This window comes from Flavobacterium aureirubrum, assembly GCF_038739835.1.
GTDB lineage: Bacteria > Bacteroidota > Bacteroidia > Flavobacteriales > Flavobacteriaceae > Flavobacterium > Flavobacterium aureirubrum.
In genome coordinates, this window is the sequence record NZ_JBCGDO010000013.1 from 49948 (window position 1) to 68147 (window position 18200).

At 31.3% G+C, this 18200-nt stretch carries 21 protein-coding genes; 2 read left to right on the plus strand and 19 right to left on the minus strand.

Features of this window, described 5'->3' with window-relative positions; genetic code table 11:
• Nucleotides 1-28: 28 nt before the first annotated feature.
• The 8 genes from WFZ85_RS10410 to WFZ85_RS10445 form a co-directional block, all read right to left on the minus strand.
• Nucleotides 29-733, minus strand: a complete 705-nt coding sequence (locus WFZ85_RS10410; RefSeq protein WP_342696236.1) for a GLPGLI family protein — start codon at nt 731-733, stop codon at nt 29-31.
• A 53-nt stretch (nt 734-786) separates the two neighbouring features.
• Nucleotides 787-1047, minus strand: a complete 261-nt coding sequence (locus WFZ85_RS10415; protein ID WP_342696237.1) for a hypothetical protein — start codon at nt 1045-1047, stop codon at nt 787-789.
• 198 nt (nt 1048-1245) lie between these two features.
• Complete coding sequence (locus tag WFZ85_RS10420; RefSeq protein ID WP_342696238.1) at nt 1246-1941, minus strand: GLPGLI family protein; 696 nt, start codon at nt 1939-1941, stop codon at nt 1246-1248.
• Between the two features lie 65 nt (nt 1942-2006).
• On the minus strand, nt 2007-2255 hold the full coding sequence (locus WFZ85_RS10425) for a hypothetical protein (RefSeq protein ID WP_342696239.1): 249 nt from the start codon (nt 2253-2255) through the stop codon (nt 2007-2009).
• 223 nt (nt 2256-2478) lie between these two features.
• Nucleotides 2479-3177 carry a GLPGLI family protein gene (locus WFZ85_RS10430; RefSeq protein WP_342696240.1) on the minus strand — a complete coding sequence of 233 codons (699 nt, stop codon included), beginning with the start codon at nt 3175-3177 and terminating at the stop codon, nt 2479-2481.
• A gap of 70 nt (nt 3178-3247) precedes the next feature.
• Nucleotides 3248-3463 carry a hypothetical protein gene (locus tag WFZ85_RS10435; RefSeq protein WP_342696241.1) on the minus strand — a complete coding sequence of 72 codons (216 nt, stop codon included), beginning with the start codon at nt 3461-3463 and terminating at the stop codon, nt 3248-3250.
• A gap of 116 nt (nt 3464-3579) precedes the next feature.
• Nucleotides 3580-4290: a GLPGLI family protein gene (locus tag WFZ85_RS10440; protein WP_342696242.1), complete on the minus strand. Its 711-nt coding sequence runs from the start codon at nt 4288-4290 to the stop codon at nt 3580-3582.
• Between the two features lie 143 nt (nt 4291-4433).
• Nucleotides 4434-4715, minus strand: a complete 282-nt coding sequence (locus WFZ85_RS10445) for a hypothetical protein (protein ID WP_342696243.1) — start codon at nt 4713-4715, stop codon at nt 4434-4436.
• Between the two features lie 176 nt (nt 4716-4891).
• On the opposite strand from WFZ85_RS10445, the gene WFZ85_RS10450 reads away from it, so the two are divergent.
• On the plus strand, nt 4892-5281 hold the full coding sequence (locus WFZ85_RS10450; RefSeq protein WP_342696244.1) for a helix-turn-helix domain-containing protein: 390 nt from the start codon (nt 4892-4894) through the stop codon (nt 5279-5281).
• Nucleotides 5282-5588: 307 nt separating this feature from the next.
• Here WFZ85_RS10450 and dinB read toward each other — a convergent pair whose 3' ends face one another.
• Together dinB and WFZ85_RS10460 are read right to left on the minus strand one after the other, a co-directional pair.
• Nucleotides 5589-6671 carry a DNA polymerase IV gene (dinB, locus tag WFZ85_RS10455; RefSeq protein WP_342696245.1) on the minus strand — a complete coding sequence of 361 codons (1083 nt, stop codon included), beginning with the start codon at nt 6669-6671 and terminating at the stop codon, nt 5589-5591.
• Between the two features lie 2 nt (nt 6672-6673).
• Complete coding sequence (locus WFZ85_RS10460) at nt 6674-8701, minus strand: recombinase (RefSeq protein ID WP_342696246.1); 2028 nt, start codon at nt 8699-8701, stop codon at nt 6674-6676.
• Between the two features lie 85 nt (nt 8702-8786).
• Between WFZ85_RS10460 and WFZ85_RS10465 the strand changes: the two genes are divergently transcribed.
• Nucleotides 8787-9260 carry a CYTH domain-containing protein gene (locus WFZ85_RS10465; protein WP_342696247.1) on the plus strand — a complete coding sequence of 158 codons (474 nt, stop codon included), beginning with the start codon at nt 8787-8789 and terminating at the stop codon, nt 9258-9260.
• Here WFZ85_RS10465 and WFZ85_RS10470 read toward each other — a convergent pair.
• The 9 genes from WFZ85_RS10470 to WFZ85_RS10510 all read right to left on the minus strand — a co-directional run bounded on the left by WFZ85_RS10470 (nt 9257) and on the right by WFZ85_RS10510 (nt 18123).
• On the minus strand, nt 9257-9787 hold the full coding sequence (locus tag WFZ85_RS10470) for a septal ring lytic transglycosylase RlpA family protein (RefSeq protein ID WP_342696248.1): 531 nt from the start codon (nt 9785-9787) through the stop codon (nt 9257-9259). The two genes, WFZ85_RS10465 and WFZ85_RS10470, sit on opposite strands and share 4 nt — an antisense overlap.
• Nucleotides 9788-9863: 76 nt before the next feature.
• Nucleotides 9864-10292 carry a hypothetical protein gene (locus WFZ85_RS10475; protein WP_342696249.1) on the minus strand — a complete coding sequence of 143 codons (429 nt, stop codon included), beginning with the start codon at nt 10290-10292 and terminating at the stop codon, nt 9864-9866.
• Nucleotides 10293-10366: 74 nt separating this feature from the next.
• A complete protein-coding gene (gene pgi, locus WFZ85_RS10480) occupies nt 10367-12010 on the minus strand; it encodes a glucose-6-phosphate isomerase (RefSeq protein WP_342696250.1) in 1644 nt (547 codons plus the stop codon).
• Nucleotides 12011-12100: 90 nt separating this feature from the next.
• Nucleotides 12101-13336 (minus strand): M23 family metallopeptidase, encoded by a 1236-nt coding sequence (locus WFZ85_RS10485; protein ID WP_342696251.1) that lies wholly within the window; start codon nt 13334-13336, stop codon nt 12101-12103.
• Between the two features lie 9 nt (nt 13337-13345).
• Complete coding sequence (locus WFZ85_RS10490; RefSeq protein WP_342696252.1) at nt 13346-14281, minus strand: tryptophan 2,3-dioxygenase family protein; 936 nt, start codon at nt 14279-14281, stop codon at nt 13346-13348.
• Nucleotides 14281-15057: a DUF3108 domain-containing protein gene (locus WFZ85_RS10495; RefSeq protein WP_342696253.1), complete on the minus strand. Its 777-nt coding sequence runs from the start codon at nt 15055-15057 to the stop codon at nt 14281-14283. Before WFZ85_RS10495 ends, WFZ85_RS10490 begins: the two co-directional genes overlap by 1 nt.
• Before the next feature lie 291 nt (nt 15058-15348).
• Nucleotides 15349-16512, minus strand: a complete 1164-nt coding sequence (gene hppD / locus WFZ85_RS10500; protein WP_342696254.1) for a 4-hydroxyphenylpyruvate dioxygenase — start codon at nt 16510-16512, stop codon at nt 15349-15351.
• 59 nt (nt 16513-16571) lie between these two features.
• The gene (locus WFZ85_RS10505) at nt 16572-16958 is read right to left on the minus strand and encodes an STAS/SEC14 domain-containing protein (RefSeq protein ID WP_342696255.1); all 387 of its coding nucleotides are present in this window, start codon (nt 16956-16958) and stop codon (nt 16572-16574) included.
• A 7-nt stretch (nt 16959-16965) separates the two neighbouring features.
• The gene (locus tag WFZ85_RS10510) at nt 16966-18123 is read right to left on the minus strand and encodes a homogentisate 1,2-dioxygenase (RefSeq protein WP_342696256.1); all 1158 of its coding nucleotides are present in this window, start codon (nt 18121-18123) and stop codon (nt 16966-16968) included.
• Nucleotides 18124-18200 lie beyond the last annotated feature (77 nt).

Here is an 18200-nt window from a genome sequence, read left to right on the forward strand (position 1 = left end):
AATTGCTTGATAATACTTTTTTTTCATGTTATTCAAAATTAGGAGTTCTTTCGACTATTATTTTTTTATAATTTTCAAAATTAATTTCTTTCCCTAACGAAGGTTTATATATTTCTTCATTTTTAAAAATTGAAATTTTATTTACTGTAAAAATTGTTTTGTTAACGTATAATTCTAATATTAATCCAGGTAATCCCGAAAAACCATTTGGGCCAAAAGAATATGGTAACATTGGCGAAAACCAAGCCGTTACAATTACATCTTTTTTTGTTTGTGAGTTACTTTTGTCTATGGTAAGTTTTGCTTTATAACAAGTGTATTTATCTATTATTTTAGTCTCATTTGTTATAGTCCAATTAGATTTTATAGAATCAATTAATATAAACTCACCTTTTTTAAATATTTTATTTTCTGATATTTCAAAATAATTCAATTTATTTTTAATATCAGTGAAACAAATATTTTCTGCATTTGTGAAAATTAAAGCTATTTCTTCTTCATAACTTTTTATTCCCCTATCGTTATATTTAAAACAACTATAATTTTCATTAAAATTTAATGAAAAGATAATATTTTTTGAACCAGTTATAGCTGCTTCAACAAAACCCGTAGCATCTATATTTTTAACTTTTGAATCTTCGAAAGCGAAGTTTACTTTATACTCAATACATCCGCTGTTAATTTGAGCATAAGAAATTAAAGTAAAAAAAAACAGTAATGTAAAAAATTTCATGATAATATATTTAAACACTACTTAAATAAATTTAAGTAGTGTTAGTTTAGTTTTTAATTACTTCCGTAAGTGTTTCTCATACAGTGTTGAAAACCGATTTCTGACAATCTCCATGCTTGAGAAAAAGTAAGATTCATTTCTTCCATTAAAAAATGTAATACAAACGAAGCACCATCAGCACATGGTGTGCCTGTTTCAATTTTTTCAATCTTTTTGTTATCTACTTGAGAATCCTCCTCAACCGCAATAGTATTCGCCATACCTGCAAAACTAAACGCCACTAGTGCCACCGCACTAAAAAATAATTTTTTCATTTTTTTAAAGTTTAAATTTATAATTAATTTGTTGGTTAACCATTACAAAAGGGGAAAAAAAAAAACGTCTTTTGCAATTTTTTGATTAATATTAACATAAATTTAACAGTTAGTGTGGGGTTTTAAAACTATAGTAGTAATAGTGTGGGATTGGGAGAAGGAAATAATTGTAAAAAGAAGAAAAAGAATTCTAATCATTTAATTTCTTGATAATACCTTTTTTTCATATTCTTCTTGGGTTATTGTTTTCCCTTTTGGAAAATCTATTTCTATTTCTTTATCCGATAATTCTATTTTAGTTGCTAAAAAAGTAGTATCCCAGTCTTGTAACTCAAGTATTAATCCTGGTAAACCATTATAATTTTTTGGTCCATATGAAAACGGTAAACTTGGTGCAAACCATGCAGTTATTATTCTAGTTTTTACTTTTTTATCTCTAGCCAAATAATCATATTTATAAATTGCTTTATAACACAAGTATTTATCAATTATCTTAGATTCGGTTGTAATTTCCCAACTTTTATTAGTGAAATTTACTTTTATTAGGGCACCGTCATTTTTATTGAAATATTCAAGTTTCTCTTCAATGTTTAAATAATAACTATAATCACAAGTAAATCTTAAAGTAGCCAATTTATTTAACATTCTATTTTTTTCATTTCCCTCTGTTTTATCTAAATTTTCGATAATTAAAAACTTGGATTTTTTTTCACCAAATGACAATAGAAACTTTTGCTCTAGTGCAATTTTTTTGATGTCATCAACTACATTTTTTGTGTTTTGAATTTTATTTTCAAAATCAATACTTTTAATAACATAGGTTACTTCCCCAGACTTATTTTGAGAGAAAGTAATCATATAAAAAAGGAGTAAAATGAAACTGAATTTCTTCATAGATAAGTTTTAATTGGTTAAAATTTTAAAGTGCCAAAAGTATGACACTTTAAAATTGAATGTTTTTATCTAGGTCCTGCACCTAAATTGTACAGTTGGTAATGTTCACAAATAGCTAACAAATCTTGATATGCATCATGAGCAGTTAAGTCAGACATTGAGTTATCTGCATCCATTAAACAAAGTGCATCTGCTGCCCATAGGTAACAATTTACAGCAGTATCTACTTCAGTTTCCTTAACTAAATCAGTATTCGCCATACTAACACTACTAAACGCCACTAGTGCCACTGCACTAAAAAATAATTTTTTCATTTTTTTAAAGTTTAAATTTATAATTAATTTGTTGGTTAACCATTACAAAAGTGAAAAAAAAAAAAAACGTCTTTTGCAATTTTTTGATTAATATTAACATAAACTTAACATTTATTATTGGTTTAATACTGCTTGAAACCACACCAGTAATAGTGTGGGTTTGGGAGAAACAAATAGTACAAATTAAAAAAATAAGAATTCTTAACATTTAGATTTTAAATAATTATTTATCTTCTAAAATTCCTTTTTCTAGTATTTCATCTTTTTCTTTTTCTGATATTAATTTTATTTTTGCAATTTCATTAACGGAGAAACTTTTACTCGAATTTAAAGTTATTTTTTTTACACCGTAAATACTATAAAATTGTTGAAGTTCTAAAATAAGTCCCGGTAGATTACCATATCCGTTAGGGCCATGATTATAAGGTAGATCTGGACAGAACCAAGCAGTAACAGGGTGATTAAAAACTTTTTTAGGAGTTATAACTTGAAAAATATTAGTAGCTTTATAACATTTATAACTATCAATCATTTTAGTTTCATTTGTTATTTTCCAGTCCTTAGTTATACTTTTTTTTACAAACATATTGTTCCCAAGTAACATTGACTCTACAAATAGGACGTTGTCAATTAAATATGTTTTACCAGAATAATTTGCAAAAAGTGGTATTCTAGAGTTTCCATCTGTTGATAGCATTTCATTATGGTAAAATTTCGAATTATTTTTGTTTATTAACAAAGTAAAAGTTTCATTTTTTGCATTACTAATCGCATTATTGACTAATTGCAACATAGTAGCATTATCCTTGAATAAATCTTTGTCAGGTTGGACAGTCAAACCATATTCAACACAAATTGTTGCTTCTTGAGAAAAAATAAATAAACTTGAAAATAACGATAATAAATAAATAAATTTATGCATTTGAATTTTTTGAACCCATGTCTCCACTAACTATAGTAAAAATGCGACATGGGTTAATTACAATCAATTACTAATTAGCTGAGATACTCTTTGGAAGAGCTGCGCCCATACATTGCCAATAGGCCGTATTTGAATTGGCTCTCGATTCATCAACAGTTAAACCAGATTCTCTAGAAGCTATGTAAACAGAAAAACTTAACGAGTGACACGCACTATTTAGTTTTATTTTCATTTTTTCTTCTTTTTCTACTAATTTTACTTCCTCAACCGCAATTGTATTCGCCATACCTGCAAAACTAAACGCAACTAGTGCTACAGCACTAAAAAATAATTTTTTCTTTTAATAAAAGCATCAACCAATTTGTTCTTTCTATTGTCTTTCAAGGTAGCTTATATTTATTTTTACTTAGAATTAAAGTAATTTAATTTTAATTGCTCTATTTCATAAGCATCTTTTATTTTATTTAAATCAGGTTTAATAATTATTGGTTCCTTTTCGAGATTTAATTCAATCTTTACTGCCCCATAAACAATTCCTCTCTTTTCACATTGTAAAATTAATCCAGGTAAACCAAAATAGTTAAGCGGACCTGCTGAAATCGGTAAATTTGGAGTGTACCAAGCAGTGACAATATAAGTTGAGGATTTCTTACTTATTGGATTGACTATAAATTCTTTCAAAATAGCTTTATAACATAAAAATCCCTCTATTTTTTTTGTTTCGTTTACAAATTCCCAATCTTTATTTTTATCTTTTTTGATAACATAATATCCAAACATAGAATCGTCAAATGTTTGATAATAAACATTTTCATTTTTTTTTGAATAAACAGTTGAAGTATAGCCACAAAATGCTTTTGCAAAACTGACACTACTATTTGATGAATTCTCTAATAAATCATTATCAAAAAAATAGGTTTCAGAATCATTTACACTTAAAGTAAATTCCAAAAATTTTGCAGCATCAATAGAAGATTTATAATATTCTTTTAGCATGTCATCTTTTGAAAATTTTTCGTCATCATTAATCACCACATGATACTTAACTGTAATCTTGTTAATTTGGGAAGACATAATAAAAGGCAATAAAAGAAAAAATAATTTATATTTCATAACTAAAAAGAATAAATAACAACACTTGTAATTTTAAATTACAAATGTTGTTAAGTTTTAATAAACTATCTCCATAAAATTAAATAAAGTGATTAGTTTTGATTGATATTTCATTCTTAACAGAGGTTAAAAAATCGAATACATTAATAGGTACTTATTGGACCAAAAACACAAAAAGCATATACAATTTTTGCAATGATGAACGCTCCATCAACAGGAATATCAGCCAAGACAGCACTAACTAATGCTTTTGCTGCTAATTGATGGCATGTAAGATTTTCTGAATTGACACTAACAACATTAACATCTGTTTTAGTTAAATTTGTTGTTTTGACTTCCTTTTCATCCAATTTAACTGTGTTATTTGCCATACTAACACTACTAAACGCCATTATTACCAAGGCAATAAAAAATAATTTTTTCATTTTTAATTTGTTTTAAATTTATAAATAATTTTTAAGTTCCAACAAATATTTTCTGCAGAAATTTTTTGTTGTGGTAAACTTACCAACTAAGCTTGTTAAAATAGCAGTTCAAAAAATGATTTTTTACTCTATATTTGAATTTAAATCAGTCATTTTTTTAATTAATTATCCATTATATGAATATGCTAAATAAAAACATAGGAAAAAGAGTAAGAGAAATAAGAAAATCAAAAGATATTTCTATCGAAAAAATGGCAGAAAACCTAAAAGTTTCCTATTCAACGTATCAACGAATAGAACTAGGGGAAACTAATTCTTGGGTTTCTTATTTAGATACTATTTCAAGCATTCTTGAAGTAGAAATTGAAGATATTGTAGTTGGGAAAGAAAATATAGAACAAAATAATAACCACCAAAAAGGTGGAGTGGCTGTAACACAAAATTTAGGAACAATAAATAACCTCTCCGAAAAACTCATTGAGCAATATGAAATTCGGCTAAAAGAGAAAGACGAAACAATAACTTTATTGAACAATCAAATCAATAATCTAAATAATAAAAAATAACGTTCCTTTCTCTTTGCTTTATCTCTTATAAAACTTAATATTCTCTCCTTAAATCCAAAAAAACCCTCCGATAACCTAAAAATGGGATAATTTCTTACTTCGGACGGCTTAGATTGGTCTTCGGACAGCTTAGCATACTCTTCGGATGGCTTAGTTTAGTTATCGGACACTTTAGAATACTCTTCGGATGGCTTAGTTTGTTTATCGGACACCTTAGCATACGCTTCTAATGGCTTCGGGACTACATCTAACTCTTATTTTCTTACTTCGGATAAAAAATGGTATTGTTTTGCCACTAAAGTTGTTTCTAAAACTCAAACTTCAACTGCACGACAACCGTTTTCTTCATTTCAGTATTCAAATTATTTAAAGAAATACCAAGTAAGCGAACTGATTCTTTCATCCGTTCTTGATACAATAATTCTTGTGCGGTTTCAAAAAGTAATCCTTTGTCAGCAATAAAATAGGGTAGTGTTTTACTTCTTGTTTGGATGGTAAAGTCGCTATACTTTATTTTTAATGTTACCGTTTTTCCAGAAATATTGTATTTTTTTAATCGCTTTTCGAGTTCTTCAGCAATGCGCTGAAGCTTGTCGAGCATAAAAATTTCCGACGTTAAGTTTTCTGTAAAAGTATGTTCTGCAGCAACTGATTTAGCAATTCTATTGGGTTTTACCTCGCTATTATGAATGCCTCGCACAATATTGTAAAAATGCAACCCACTTTTGCTGAAATGTTCCTCAAGAAATTCCTTCGATTTTGATTTTAAATCTTTTCCCGTAAAAATGCCCAAATGATACATTTTGTCTCGTGTTACCTTACCAATCCCATAGAATTTTTTGATATCTAATTCTTCTAAAAACTGTTCCACCTCTTCGGGATTAACTGTTTTTTGACCGTTGGGTTTGTTATAATCACTGGCGATTTTCGCAACAAATTTATTTATCGAAATTCCTGCCGAAGCGGTCAGTCCTACTTCATTAAATATTCGTTGTCTTATTTCTTGTGCAATGAGAGAAGCACTGGGATTTCCTTTTTTGTTTTGGGTTACATCAAGAAACGCTTCATCAAGAGACAGCGGTTCTACCAAATCGGTATAATCTTGAAAAATATTTCGAATCTGTTTTGAAATTTCTTTATAACGCTCAAATCGTGGCGGAACAAATAGTAATTCAGGGCAATTTCTTTTGGCTTGAATACCGCTCATGGCACTGCGAACACCAAATTTTCTTGCTTCATAACTTGCTGCCGAAACTACGCCTCTTGTTTCACTTCCACCAACAGCCAAGGGTTTTCCGCGCAAATTGGGATTGTCCATTTGCTCCACCGACGCATAGAAAGCATCCATGTCTATATGAATAATTTTTCTGTAAACCGCCGCGGTTTCCATACCTATTTATCTTTCATGGGGAAAAAAAATGCTACTGGATTTTTTTTAAAATAGGACCAAGTTGCGCTAAAAAGAAAGCTTAATTCCGTCACAGGAATATTTCTTGAACGAAAGGCTAATCCTAACGAAAGTGAAAAGCTCACTATAAAATTCACGAATCCTATTACACCAATTCCAATAATTCCCCAAAATATGGTCCAAAAATCTACAAAAAAATTGGCACCATATAAACCAAGTGCAAAATTGCCACTGGCAAAGGTAATGTGTCTAATATCGAGGTTAAGTCCCAAGAAAATACCTAACGATGCAACGCTACCCAAAAAAATACCAAACCAAGCGTTTGAAACCACTCCAGCCCAATTATTTTCAAACCATGTTGCTATGGCGTTGGTTCTTACTATGCCGAGGTTTTGTTTTAAAACTGGATGTTCTTTTATTCTATAATAAACTTGATTATGTTTGTTTTTATTAGACACATTACCCGAAATTATACCAGAAAGAAATAGAAAAACGCCTGCGATAGCGGCATGAAAAATAGCAGGTGAAGTTACTGGTGATAAGTCATTTAGTAGTTTTTCCGATTTTTCAAATGCTATGTTGTAATCTAGCAAATAATCGATGAGCCAAATTCCAGCTAATGCTACAGGAAATGCCATAAAAACGTTGCCTACAAACGCTATAAACTGCGAGCGAAACAATCGCGCAAAAAGCTGGGCAAACGAGCTGTGTTTGTTTTCATTTTTTGACGTTTTCTTCATGCCACTTTCTAAAACGGTTATTAAAGTTGAAGCTGTCATTGCAGGTTGTTTTGTAGCTAATGTGTAACCCATTAAATAGATAACGATAAAACCTACTGAATAATTTAAACTATAATAAAATGCATGTCCGAAATCGCTTGTATCTATTTTAGAAAACAATAATTTTATAATACAAAGCAATCCCACAATAAATCCACCACCAATAGCTGCTTTTAACATGGAGAAATATTCCGATTTGCTTTCTGTAATGTAATGTTCACCAGTTTTTGCAGTATGTTGTGTAATTTCATAGGAAATCAACTGAGTGCTTTCATTGATCAGTTGGCGAATGTTGTTTTTATAACAATTGTACTTAATTAGTCGTAAAACCAATAGAATCGTGTTATTTTTTTTATCGGTTTCTTTATTAATAACTAAAGATGAAATTAATACCTTACTACGATGCAATTGTTGCCTGATTCGAAGAAGACTTTGATTTACTTTTAATGAAATTCCAAATATTGAACTGTTGTTAAATGCTTTGTCTACATATTCTTCGCATTGTTTATGAAAAATCATTAATTGTTTGTAGTTCATATCGTCTGAAATAACAAAATGATTATCGCTTGATTTTATTTTTTTATGAATGGCATGTAGTTCGTTTTCAAAAGCTACAAAAGGACTTTCTAAATCATCGTATTCGGGCACCATTTTGATGACATCGTTTTCCATTGCTCTTCCGCTCATTCGTTGAGAAATTATTCCCATAGCGTTCATGACTTCAGCTAGTACAGTTTTTTCTTTTACAGATGTATAAATAGTTTCTAACTCTATAATTTCAAATAATTGTTGAAGTTCTTCAAAGGGAATGCGGGCTATCCAAATAGGGTCAGTACTTTTGAAAAAAACCTGATTCAGGACAAACTCTAAGGTGTCTTTTGCCGGTTGAAAAGGAAGGAGTTTTGCAATAACTCTTTTTTTGACTTCATAAATAAAATCCGAGTCCCTAAGAATTCCAATGTCTGAAAGCATTCGTGTGAATTTTCTGTGATGTAAAACTTCGGATAAATATAGTTTTAAAGCATTCGATTTTTCAGGTGAAGCGATTAAATAGTCTATTAAAGATTTTATAGAAATTTGATGTTTTCCTTTTGGATTGACCGGACGAAAATATTGAACTAAATCTACTAAAAAAAGTAATTTATCATTGGATTGATATTCATGTCGCTCAAAATAGAACTCAAACAAATCATCAATAGAGGTAATTAGCTTTTTGTTGCTATAAAAATGCATGATTAGAATTTTTCGCCGTGAAGAATATTGTAAAAATACAATTTCGTAGTTAAATATTTCATAACTTGCTCCTAAATGTGTAAAAATGATTGAAATAGAACGAAAATTTTTAGTCTTGTCTACAGCGTTTATTAACGAAGCATATACAAAAAAAAGAATAGTTCAAGGTTATATAAGTTCAGTACCAGAGCGTACAGTTCGCGTTAGAATAAAAGAAGACAAAGGATACCTCACCATAAAGGGAGAAAGTACCAATAATGGAACTACACGAATGGAATGGGAACGCGAAATAAGTTTGGCCGATGCCGAAGCATTGCTTTCTATTTGTGAAAATGGAATTATCGATAAAATTCGCCACGAAATAAAGTTGGGAAAACACATCTATGAAGTGGATGTTTTTTCTGGAGAAAATGAAGGATTGATTATGGCGGAGATTGAGCTAGAGTCAGAAAACGAAGTTTTCGAAAAACCCTATTGGCTTGGTCAAGAAGTAACTAATGATGAGCGATTTTACAATGCTTATTTAAGTAAAAAACCTTTTAAAAGTTGGTGGATTTAATTAAGCACTTCCAGCTTTACGATTACCATTCCAGAATTTTTGTTGGAAGTGATATCCATAAATGCTTTTTTACTCAAATCGATTTCCCGCGCTTTTGAAAATGGTCCGCGGTCTGTTATTTCAACTATTACGGATTTACCGTTACTTTCGTTAGTAACTCTAACTTTTGTTCCAAATGGTAATTTTTTATGAGCAGCAGTATATTTAGTATTATCAAATTTTGCACCGCTTGCAGTTCGTTTTCCATGAAACTTCTGAGCGTAGTAAGAAGCATGTGCGTTTTTTTTGTAGAATTTGAAATTTAAATTCAAATCTATTTTAATAGAGTCTAAATTGTTGTCGTCCTCTATTATTTCTTTTGTGACAACAGTGTCTTTTTTTGTAGTCAATTTTGTTTTTGCATTACTTTCTTTAGAAGTAATCGATTTTTCAATTTTTTTATCTTTTTGTTGTCCGTAACTTATAGAAAAACAGGAAGATAAGACTATTAAGCCCAGAAATAAAAGAAACTTTTTTAAATTATTCATGTTTAGTTATTAATTAGACATTACTTTTTTCAAAAATCGTACCTAGATAAAAAAAGCCCTTTTCAGGACTTTTAAATTAGTTATTCAACCACATTTTCCAAGGAATACGTATCAATATTAATAATAATCCAAGACCATAGAAAACAGCAATTGATTTGAATTTTGCTGAACTTGTTTGTGCTTTTTTGTGTTTTGACCAACCAATTGTAATAAGCGCTATCGCGATGACATTAGTAAGCGGATGTTCAAGTGATGTTAATCTCAAAGCAGCATCTTTCATTTGACCAAACGATGCAGAACCTAATGGAGAAATAAAATATAAAATTAATCCAACTACCAATTGGATGTGAGTAGCGATTAGACCAAATAAAGCAATCTTTCTATCTTTTGATGTAAACTCTTTTTTTGAAGACAAACCAATTAGGGAAACAAAAACAGTAAGCAGTAATAAAAGTAAGGCTAAATAAGCCCAACCTGAATGGAATTTTTGAATGAAATGATACATTGTGTTTTTTTTAGAAAAACAAATATAGTTAAAAAGGCCTAAAACAAACCCAATTCGCGTTAAGGTTTTAACAATTATTTAGTACTTAAATAGTGTTGTAATAGCTTTGTAGTAGAGCTGTCGTGTGGGTGAATTTTATTTGTCTTTAACTCATCTAAAATAGAATTGGCCAGTTGTTTTCCTAATTCAACTCCCCATTGATCATAGCTATAAATATTCCAAATTACACCTTGAACAAATATTTTATGTTCATATAATGCAATCAATGAGCCAAGTGTTTTTGGGGTTAGTTTATCAATTAACAAAGTATTGGTTGGCTTATTGCCTGCAAAAACTTTAAAAGGTAAAAGGAAATCAGCTTTTTCACCAGTTAAGTTTTGTTTTTCAAATTCAGCTTTTACTTGCGCTTCAGTTTTTCCGTTAAGTAATGCCTCAGTTTGTGCAAAAAAGTTAGACATCAATTTGTCATGATGGTCTTGATTTCCATATAAAGATTGTACAAACCCTATAAAATCAGTTGGTATTAATTTTGTTCCTTGATGAATTAATTGAAAGAAAGCATGTTGGGAATTCGTTCCTGGTTCGCCCCAAATGATAGTTCCAGTTTCATAATTTACTGGTTTTCCATTTCGTCCAATGCTTTTTCCATTACTTTCCATAATTCCTTGCTGAAGATAGGGTGCAAATTTTTGTAAATATTGCGTGTAGGGAATTAAAGCTTCGCTTTCAGCACCAAAAAAGTTGTTGTACCAAATTGTTAACAAAGCTAAAGTTATAGGTATGTTTTTGTCGAAAGATTCATTTTTAAAATGCTCATCCATTTGGTTTGCGCCTTTCAACAAATCATCAAAATTGTCAAATCCAACAGCTAGACATATTGATAAGCCCACGGCACTCCAAAGCGAAAATCGTCCGCCAACCCAATCCCACATTGGGAAAATATTCGCTGGATTGATACCGAATTCAGTAACTTTTTGAATATTGGTAGAAACAGCAACAAAGTGTTTGGCTACATCATCTTGGGATGCCGATTTTAAGAACCAAGCACGAATAGTTTCAGCGTTAGATAACGTTTCTTGTGTGGTAAACGTTTTCGAAGCCACTACAAAAAGGGTCGTTTCTGGGTTTAGTTTTTTGATGACTTCGTTTACATGGTCGCCATCAACATTAGAAACAAAATGAATATTCAAATGATTTTTATAGAATTGTAATGCCTCAACTACCATTGCTGGACCAAGATCTGAACCACCAATTCCGATATTGACAACGTCAGTAAAAGGTTTTCCTGTATATCCTTTTCTTACTCCAGAAATAACTTCGTTGGTAAAGTTTTTCATTTTGTTTTTTACTTCATAAATTTCTGGGATTACATTTTTTCCATCTACTAAAACTTTTGCGTTTTCAGGTGCACGCAAAGCGGTGTGAAGTACCGCTCTATTTTCGGTTTGATTGATATTTTCGCCGTCAAAATAACTTGTAATGGCTTGTTTTAGTTGCATTTCCCGGGCTAAATCTTGAAGTAATTTCAAGGTTTCTTCATTAATACAGTTTTTAGAATAATCAACTAAAAATTCCTGCCATTTAATGCTGTATTTTTCAGATCTAGAAGTATCATTGGCAAACATTTCTTTTATTGAAATGGACTCCATCTGTAGATAATGTTGTTGTAGTTTTTTCCAAGCGGCGGTAGTTGTCGGATTTGAATTTATTAATGCCATAATTGATTATTTGAAAGACAAATTTACTATTATTAGTGGGTTAAAAAAGTAGAAATTTTACTCTAACGATTTAGTAAGATGTTTGACACGCTAATTTTTGAATTTTAACGAAGCAATACTGTCTAGTTCCTTTTTTAGTGGGGTAATTTCAGTTAAGAATTTTTGTTTATACTTTGTATCCATTGGAGTTGAAGTTGGAAGTTTTAAACGTAAAGCATCAACCTGTACTCCATTTTTCCAAAAACGATAGCAAACGTGTGGTCCAGTGGCTAAGCCTGTGCTTCCAACTTTTCCAATCACTTGACCTTGTGTAACTCGTTGACCACGACGAACTAAAATTTTTGACATGTGTAAATATTGTGTAGAATAAACTCTGTCATGTTTTACTTTAACAAAATTACCATTTCCAGTAGTATAACCTGCTTGTTCTACAACTCCAGCAGCAGTAGTCATTATTGGTGTTCCAGTTGGTGCAGCATAATCCGTTCCGTTGTGTGCTTTCCATCTTTTTTGCACAGGATGAAATCTGTTTTTTGTATAACGAGATGTTATATTTATAAATTTCAAAGGCGCTTTTAAAAAGAAGTTTTTCAGGGTTTTACCTTCTTCGTCATAATATTGAAGTTTGCCAGAACTGCCATCGGGACTGTAAGGGAATGCATAAATGTTCTTTCCTTTATATTCAAAAAAAGAAGCTTTTAAGCTATCCACTCCGTCATAAATTGTGTCATTGATATATCTTTCAGTAAAAGTTATTCCAAATTTATCGCCTTTTTGCAATTTAAAGAAGTCAATAGACCAAGCATAAATTTTTGCAATTTTTGAAGCCAAGGCAGGATCTACTTTTTCATTAGATAAAGTTTCGGCTAGTGAACCATTTAAAGCACCAGCAATGGTTCGTTTTATGAATTTTAAAGGGCGCTTTTTTTTATTTACAACGATAGAGTCCCTAAAATCAATAACGTAATAATTGAGATTATCTGGTTGATAGATGAATAGTTGAATTTTATTAGTTTTGTCTTTACTTCGAAGAATAGTGTATGGTTTTCCGATACGAATGGTTCTCACATCAAAAGTATCTTTGACTTTCGCTACAATGTCATACACTTCATTGCCGCTTAAATTTTGCTTATCAATCAAACTTCCAAAAGTATCTCCCGATTTTACTGTATCATTTACAACATTAAAATCATTCAGATTATACCCAAATGAGACCAATTTAGCTTTAGCTTTTGGCGTTGTTATTTCCTCTTTGGTTTTATCACAGGCGATTAACACAAAAGTTAAAAGAGAGAGGCATATAAATTTTTGAAGAATTTTTAACATTATTATAAATTATAATCCTTCGCCCCAATTTTTTAATTCTTCTGAACTCCACAAATCGGGAAAAAATATTCTTCTTTGGTATTTTGGATGCATGTATTTTTTCCAATCGCTTCCGCCAGTCGCTTCGCCTGAACCTTGTCCGCTTTCTATATATTTTTTTGCAGCGTTCAAATGTCCCATAACCCAGGTTATATTCACGGTGTAATCATAATGACGCATTGCTTTAACTAATTCGGCATTTTTTTGATCCTCAATGGGTAATTGTTTAAATTTTTGCCAAATGTTTATTGTGTTGTATTCTTCCATATGGCGAAGAAACTCTTGACGATACTTTTTTTCAAAATTGATTAGTAAAGCGCTCTTTTCGCCAGTTTGATAATCTTTTCCAGCCGCTTGCCAATACAGATGTTCAAACGCATTAGAGTAAGGAGTATTGCGGTCTATTGATGATCTAAATCTATAATCAATTAGGTTAATCAAATCGGTCGAAGAGAATTCAATCATTCTATACTGTGCACTTTGAAAACCGCTGGCAGGTGTTAATGTATTTCGGAACTTCATGTATTGTTCTACTTCCATTCCATCGCCCATAATATCAAAAGATGTCGTCAACATATCGAAATAGCGACTAATTCTTCGCAATTTTTCTGTAAAAAAATCAGTTGTTGGATTTTCGTTATGACACAGCTGATCAATTTCCCAAAGTATCATTTTAAATAGTAACTCGTTTACTTGATGATACATAATAAAAACCATTTCGTCGGGCAAAACGGTTCGTTGCGTTTGCAGATTAAGTAAAGCATCAGTTTGAATATAATCCCAGTAAGTTATTGGTTTTGACCACAGTAAACCTTCGAGATGTGTTTCTGTTTTTTGATTTATGGTTTCAAATTTTTGCTCTAAAGCTTCTATTATTTTATTGTGGTTTGTTGTCTGAACACTCATTATTTTTCTTGTTTGACCATAAATGGATTTTTTAGCCCTTTAAAACCATCCAAATCTGCTTTTAAAGATCCAACTGCTAAGTTCGCTTTTATTCGTAGAGGAATTTTATTTTCGTCGTCTGAAATCCACACTACCAAGCTCTCTTCTTCTTTAAAAACTCTTCCCGATTGGACTAAAGGTCTAAACATCATCGCTGGTGCAATTCCAAATTTAGTTTTAATATTTTCTCTACCGATGAATTTTAACTTAAACTTAAAAATTTCCTCGTCAAAAAACATATCGATTATCACTGACTCGCCCACTTTTAGTTTGTCAATAGTTGGGTGATTTCTGAGATAATAAAAAGAGGAAACGATGTCTTGAACATTTTCTGTTACGGAGAAAGTTTTTTCGGTTTTATCCTTATAATTTTTTACTAAAACCTTGTTGTCACTTTGATTAAAAAAACCTTCTTGATTTTTTGTATATCCGCCTTCATCAATTTTTCTAACAAATTGGTAGGGTTTATTTGTTGTTTTATCAAAATAACTTTCATAGTTATCATCTACTTTAAAAAAGAACCTCGACATGCCAACTGTATATCCTTTGCCAATGGCATGGTATACTTTTTTATTGTTTTTTACGGCGTCTTTTATTTCAAGTGTAGCATAGCCTGCATTTATGAACCCGTAATGAACTCTGAATTTAAACCATTCACCAGTTTCATAAGCTTCAGGTTTTTGAGAGTCTAAACTTAAAGTTGTAAAAAGCAAAAATAGAAATAGAATTTTTTTCACGTTTTTATGTTTTTGACTACAAATGCAATATTCGTTCCAAATGTATTAAAACAAAAAAACCCAATCAAATTAATGACTGAGTTTTTATGCTATTAACCAACCAAAAAACTATAAATTATGAAAATTTATCCAAAAATATAAGGAAACCACTCCTTTGTTCTTTTTGATGGTACAAATATAGTATCATTTGTTGCATTATTACAATCAAAATGTCAATTTTAACACATATTTGGCAATAAACAAGTTACTACAACGTTGTATTTTGATGAATTCGCAATAAAATTAACTTTTTTATAACGTTCCTCTTAGCATTTGTTCTCTTTCTATAGATTCAAATAATGCTTTGAAATTTCCTGCACCAAATCCTTTTGCACCCATGCGTTGAATAACTTCAAAAAACAGTGTTGGTCTGTCTTCAATAGGTTTTGTAAATATTTGAAGTAAATAACCTTCCTCGTCAGCATCAATCATAATGCCTAGTTTTTGAAGTTCGGTTATGTCTTCTTTAAATTTATCCATGTGGTCTTTTAATCGTTCAGGAATGGCATCATAATAAGCTTGCGGTGGCGTTGATAAAAATTCGATGCCACGAGAGCGCATGTCGGCTACTGTTTTTAGGATATTATCGGTAGCCACAGCAATATGCTGTACACCTTCGCCTTCATAGAAGTCTAAATATTCTTCAATTTGTGATTTTTTCTTTCCCTCTGCTGGTTCATTTATTGGGAATTTTATCCTGCCATTGCCATTGCTCATTACTTTACTCATCAATGCGGAATATTCGGTGGTAATTTGCTTGTCATCAAAAGAAAGGAAATTTACAAATCCCATTACATCTTCAAACCATTTTACGGCTTCATTCATCCTGTTCCATCCTGTGTTGCCAACCATATGATCTATAAATTTTAAGCCAACTGGCTCAGGATTGTAATCAGATTTCCACTCGTTGTATCCTGGTAAAAATGTGCCTTTGTAGTTTTTACGTTCTACAAATACAAAAACAGTTTCGCCATAAGCACCATAAATTCCAGAACGAATTACTTCGCCATTTTCATCTTTTTCGATGATTGGTTCGAAAAAAGGTTTCGCGCCACGTTTTGTGGTTTCTTCAAAAGAATTTTTTGCATCTTCAACCCAAAGTGCAATAACTTTTACGCCATCGCCATGTTTTTTTACATGTTCGCCAATAGGTGAATTACTGTTTAAAGCTGTGGTTAACACTAATCGGATTTTGTCTTGTTTTAATACATAGCTTGCTCGGTCTTTTACGCCAGTTTCTAAACCAGCATATGCCAAAGATTGAAAACCAAAAGCAGTTTTGTAAAAGTGCGCTGCTTGCTTGGCATTGCCTACATAAAACTCAACATAATCGGTTCCTAAAAGCGGAAGAAAATCTTGCGCTCCTTCAAATATTTTTTCTAAGCCGTATTCGACTGATTTTATTTCTTGTGACATAATTAAATTCGTTTTTGTTTCAAAAAACCTTGTCGAAGCATACAGATTTTTTAAATGTATTAGTTTAATTTTTTATTTACCCATTCGATTGCTTCTGTTTCATTTTTACATATTGTGTAGTCAACGGGTTGTTTTTGAAAGGTGAATATTGCTTTTAAAACGTTTCTGATAAGTAAACTCGGTATGACATAAGCGGTTCCGGCGCAATAATTTGTCATTAGTTTTTTATTGTCTTTTAACCATTTTGCTTGCATTTTTTGATAATTAATCCCTGGCATTACTGCCTTTGAAGCATCAAAAATAATGGCTAACTTTTTTTGTTGTTTATAAATTTGCTCAAGTTCAAAAAGGTACTGCATGAAATTCTCATCATTGGCCTGACTTCCTGTAAATACCACACTAACGACAGGAAATTTACTTAAATTTATTGTAGCATACTTTTCCATTTTTAAACTATTCAACCCACGATTTATAATATTTCCCATCGTCAATTCCCATAGCTTCTTCAGTTACCATTAAAGGTCTGAAGGTATCAACCATCACAGCCAATTCCAATGTTTCTTTATGTCCAATGCTTCGTTCCATTGCACCTGGCGCTGGACCATGTGGAATTCCTTTTGGATGCAACGTTATATGTCCTTGCTCAATATTATTTCTACTCATAAAATCACCATCTACATAATATAAAACCTCGTCACTGTCAATATTACTGTGGTTGTACGGTGCAGGAATTGCTTTTGGATGATAATCGTATAGTCGTGGACAGAAAGAACATACAACAAATGTAGAAGTTTCAAAGGTTTGATGAATTGGCGGTGGTAAATGCACGCGACCTGTTATGGGTTCAAAATTGTGAATTGAAAATCCGTATGGGAAGTTATATCCATCCCAACCAATAACGTCAAATGGATGCGTGGCATAAACTACTTCATGCATCATGCCTTCTTTTTTTATTTTGATGAGAAAATCTCCTTTTTCGTCATATGTTTCTAAATTAGTTGGCAATTTGAAATCTCTTTCACAAAAGGGAGAATGTTCAAGGTGTTGACCTGACTCATTTTTATATCGTTTTGGTGTATAAAATGGAGCGAAAGATTCTACGAAAAACAACCTGTTTTCTTCTGTAGTAAATTCTATTTGATAGATTATTCCTCTAGGAATAATAAGATAATCACCATATTCGAAATCAATATTTCCCATCATGGTGCGTAATGTTCCTGAACCTTTGTGGATGAAAATTAGTTCATCGGCATCGGCATTTTTATAAAAATAATTGGTCAAAGATTTTTTTGGTGCTGCCAATCCAATGACGCAATCTCGGTTTACGAGCATTGCCTTTCTGCTGTCGATAAAGTCGTCTTGAGGCTGTATTTCAAAACCTTTTAATAGTAATGATTTTATGTTTTTATCGATAGCTATTTTAGGTTCAACGGAATAGGATTTTGTTATTTCTTTGACTTGTGTTGGTCTGTGAACGTGGTATAATAAAGAAGAATGACCATGAAATCCCTCTGTTCCGAAAAGTTGTTCATAATAAAACCCGCCAGTTGGTTTTTCGAATTGAGTGTGTCTCTTTTGAGGAAAATGACCAAGTTTATGATATAGTGGCATGTTCTTTTGTTTAAAAGTTTAATAATTTAAAAGTGGAAGGACTTTTTATAAATTGTACTGTTAATCAATAAGACGTG

Excerpts from the sequence above, each read along its gene's own strand:
- WFZ85_RS10410 (WP_342696236.1), bottom strand. The coding sequence starts at position 733 with ATGAAATTTTTTACATTACTGTTTTTTTTTACTTTAATTTCTTATGCT.
- WFZ85_RS10415 (WP_342696237.1), bottom strand. The coding sequence starts at position 1,047 with ATGAAAAAATTATTTTTTAGTGCGGTGGCACTAGTGGCGTTTAGTTTT.
- WFZ85_RS10420 (WP_342696238.1), bottom strand. The coding sequence starts at position 1,941 with ATGAAGAAATTCAGTTTCATTTTACTCCTTTTTTATATGATTACTTTC.
- WFZ85_RS10425 (WP_342696239.1), bottom strand. The coding sequence starts at position 2,255 with ATGAAAAAATTATTTTTTAGTGCAGTGGCACTAGTGGCGTTTAGTAGT.
- WFZ85_RS10430 (WP_342696240.1), bottom strand. The coding sequence starts at position 3,177 with ATGCATAAATTTATTTATTTATTATCGTTATTTTCAAGTTTATTTATT.
- WFZ85_RS10435 (WP_342696241.1), bottom strand. The coding sequence starts at position 3,463 with ATGGCGAATACAATTGCGGTTGAGGAAGTAAAATTAGTAGAAAAAGAA.
- WFZ85_RS10440 (WP_342696242.1), bottom strand. The coding sequence starts at position 4,290 with ATGAAATATAAATTATTTTTTCTTTTATTGCCTTTTATTATGTCTTCC.
- WFZ85_RS10445 (WP_342696243.1), bottom strand. The coding sequence starts at position 4,715 with ATGAAAAAATTATTTTTTATTGCCTTGGTAATAATGGCGTTTAGTAGT.
- WFZ85_RS10450 (WP_342696244.1), top strand. The coding sequence starts at position 4,892 with ATGAATATGCTAAATAAAAACATAGGAAAAAGAGTAAGAGAAATAAGA.
- dinB (WP_342696245.1), bottom strand. The coding sequence starts at position 6,671 with ATGGAAACCGCGGCGGTTTACAGAAAAATTATTCATATAGACATGGAT.
- WFZ85_RS10460 (WP_342696246.1), bottom strand. The coding sequence starts at position 8,701 with ATGCATTTTTATAGCAACAAAAAGCTAATTACCTCTATTGATGATTTG.
- WFZ85_RS10465 (WP_342696247.1), top strand. The coding sequence starts at position 8,787 with ATGATTGAAATAGAACGAAAATTTTTAGTCTTGTCTACAGCGTTTATT.
- WFZ85_RS10470 (WP_342696248.1), bottom strand. The coding sequence starts at position 9,787 with ATGAATAATTTAAAAAAGTTTCTTTTATTTCTGGGCTTAATAGTCTTA.
- WFZ85_RS10475 (WP_342696249.1), bottom strand. The coding sequence starts at position 10,292 with ATGTATCATTTCATTCAAAAATTCCATTCAGGTTGGGCTTATTTAGCC.
- pgi (WP_342696250.1), bottom strand. The coding sequence starts at position 12,010 with ATGGCATTAATAAATTCAAATCCGACAACTACCGCCGCTTGGAAAAAA.
- WFZ85_RS10485 (WP_342696251.1), bottom strand. The coding sequence starts at position 13,336 with ATGTTAAAAATTCTTCAAAAATTTATATGCCTCTCTCTTTTAACTTTT.
- WFZ85_RS10490 (WP_342696252.1), bottom strand. The coding sequence starts at position 14,281 with ATGAGTGTTCAGACAACAAACCACAATAAAATAATAGAAGCTTTAGAG.
- hppD (WP_342696254.1), bottom strand. The coding sequence starts at position 16,512 with ATGTCACAAGAAATAAAATCAGTCGAATACGGCTTAGAAAAAATATTT.
- WFZ85_RS10505 (WP_342696255.1), bottom strand. The coding sequence starts at position 16,958 with ATGGAAAAGTATGCTACAATAAATTTAAGTAAATTTCCTGTCGTTAGT.
- WFZ85_RS10510 (WP_342696256.1), bottom strand. The coding sequence starts at position 18,123 with ATGCCACTATATCATAAACTTGGTCATTTTCCTCAAAAGAGACACACT.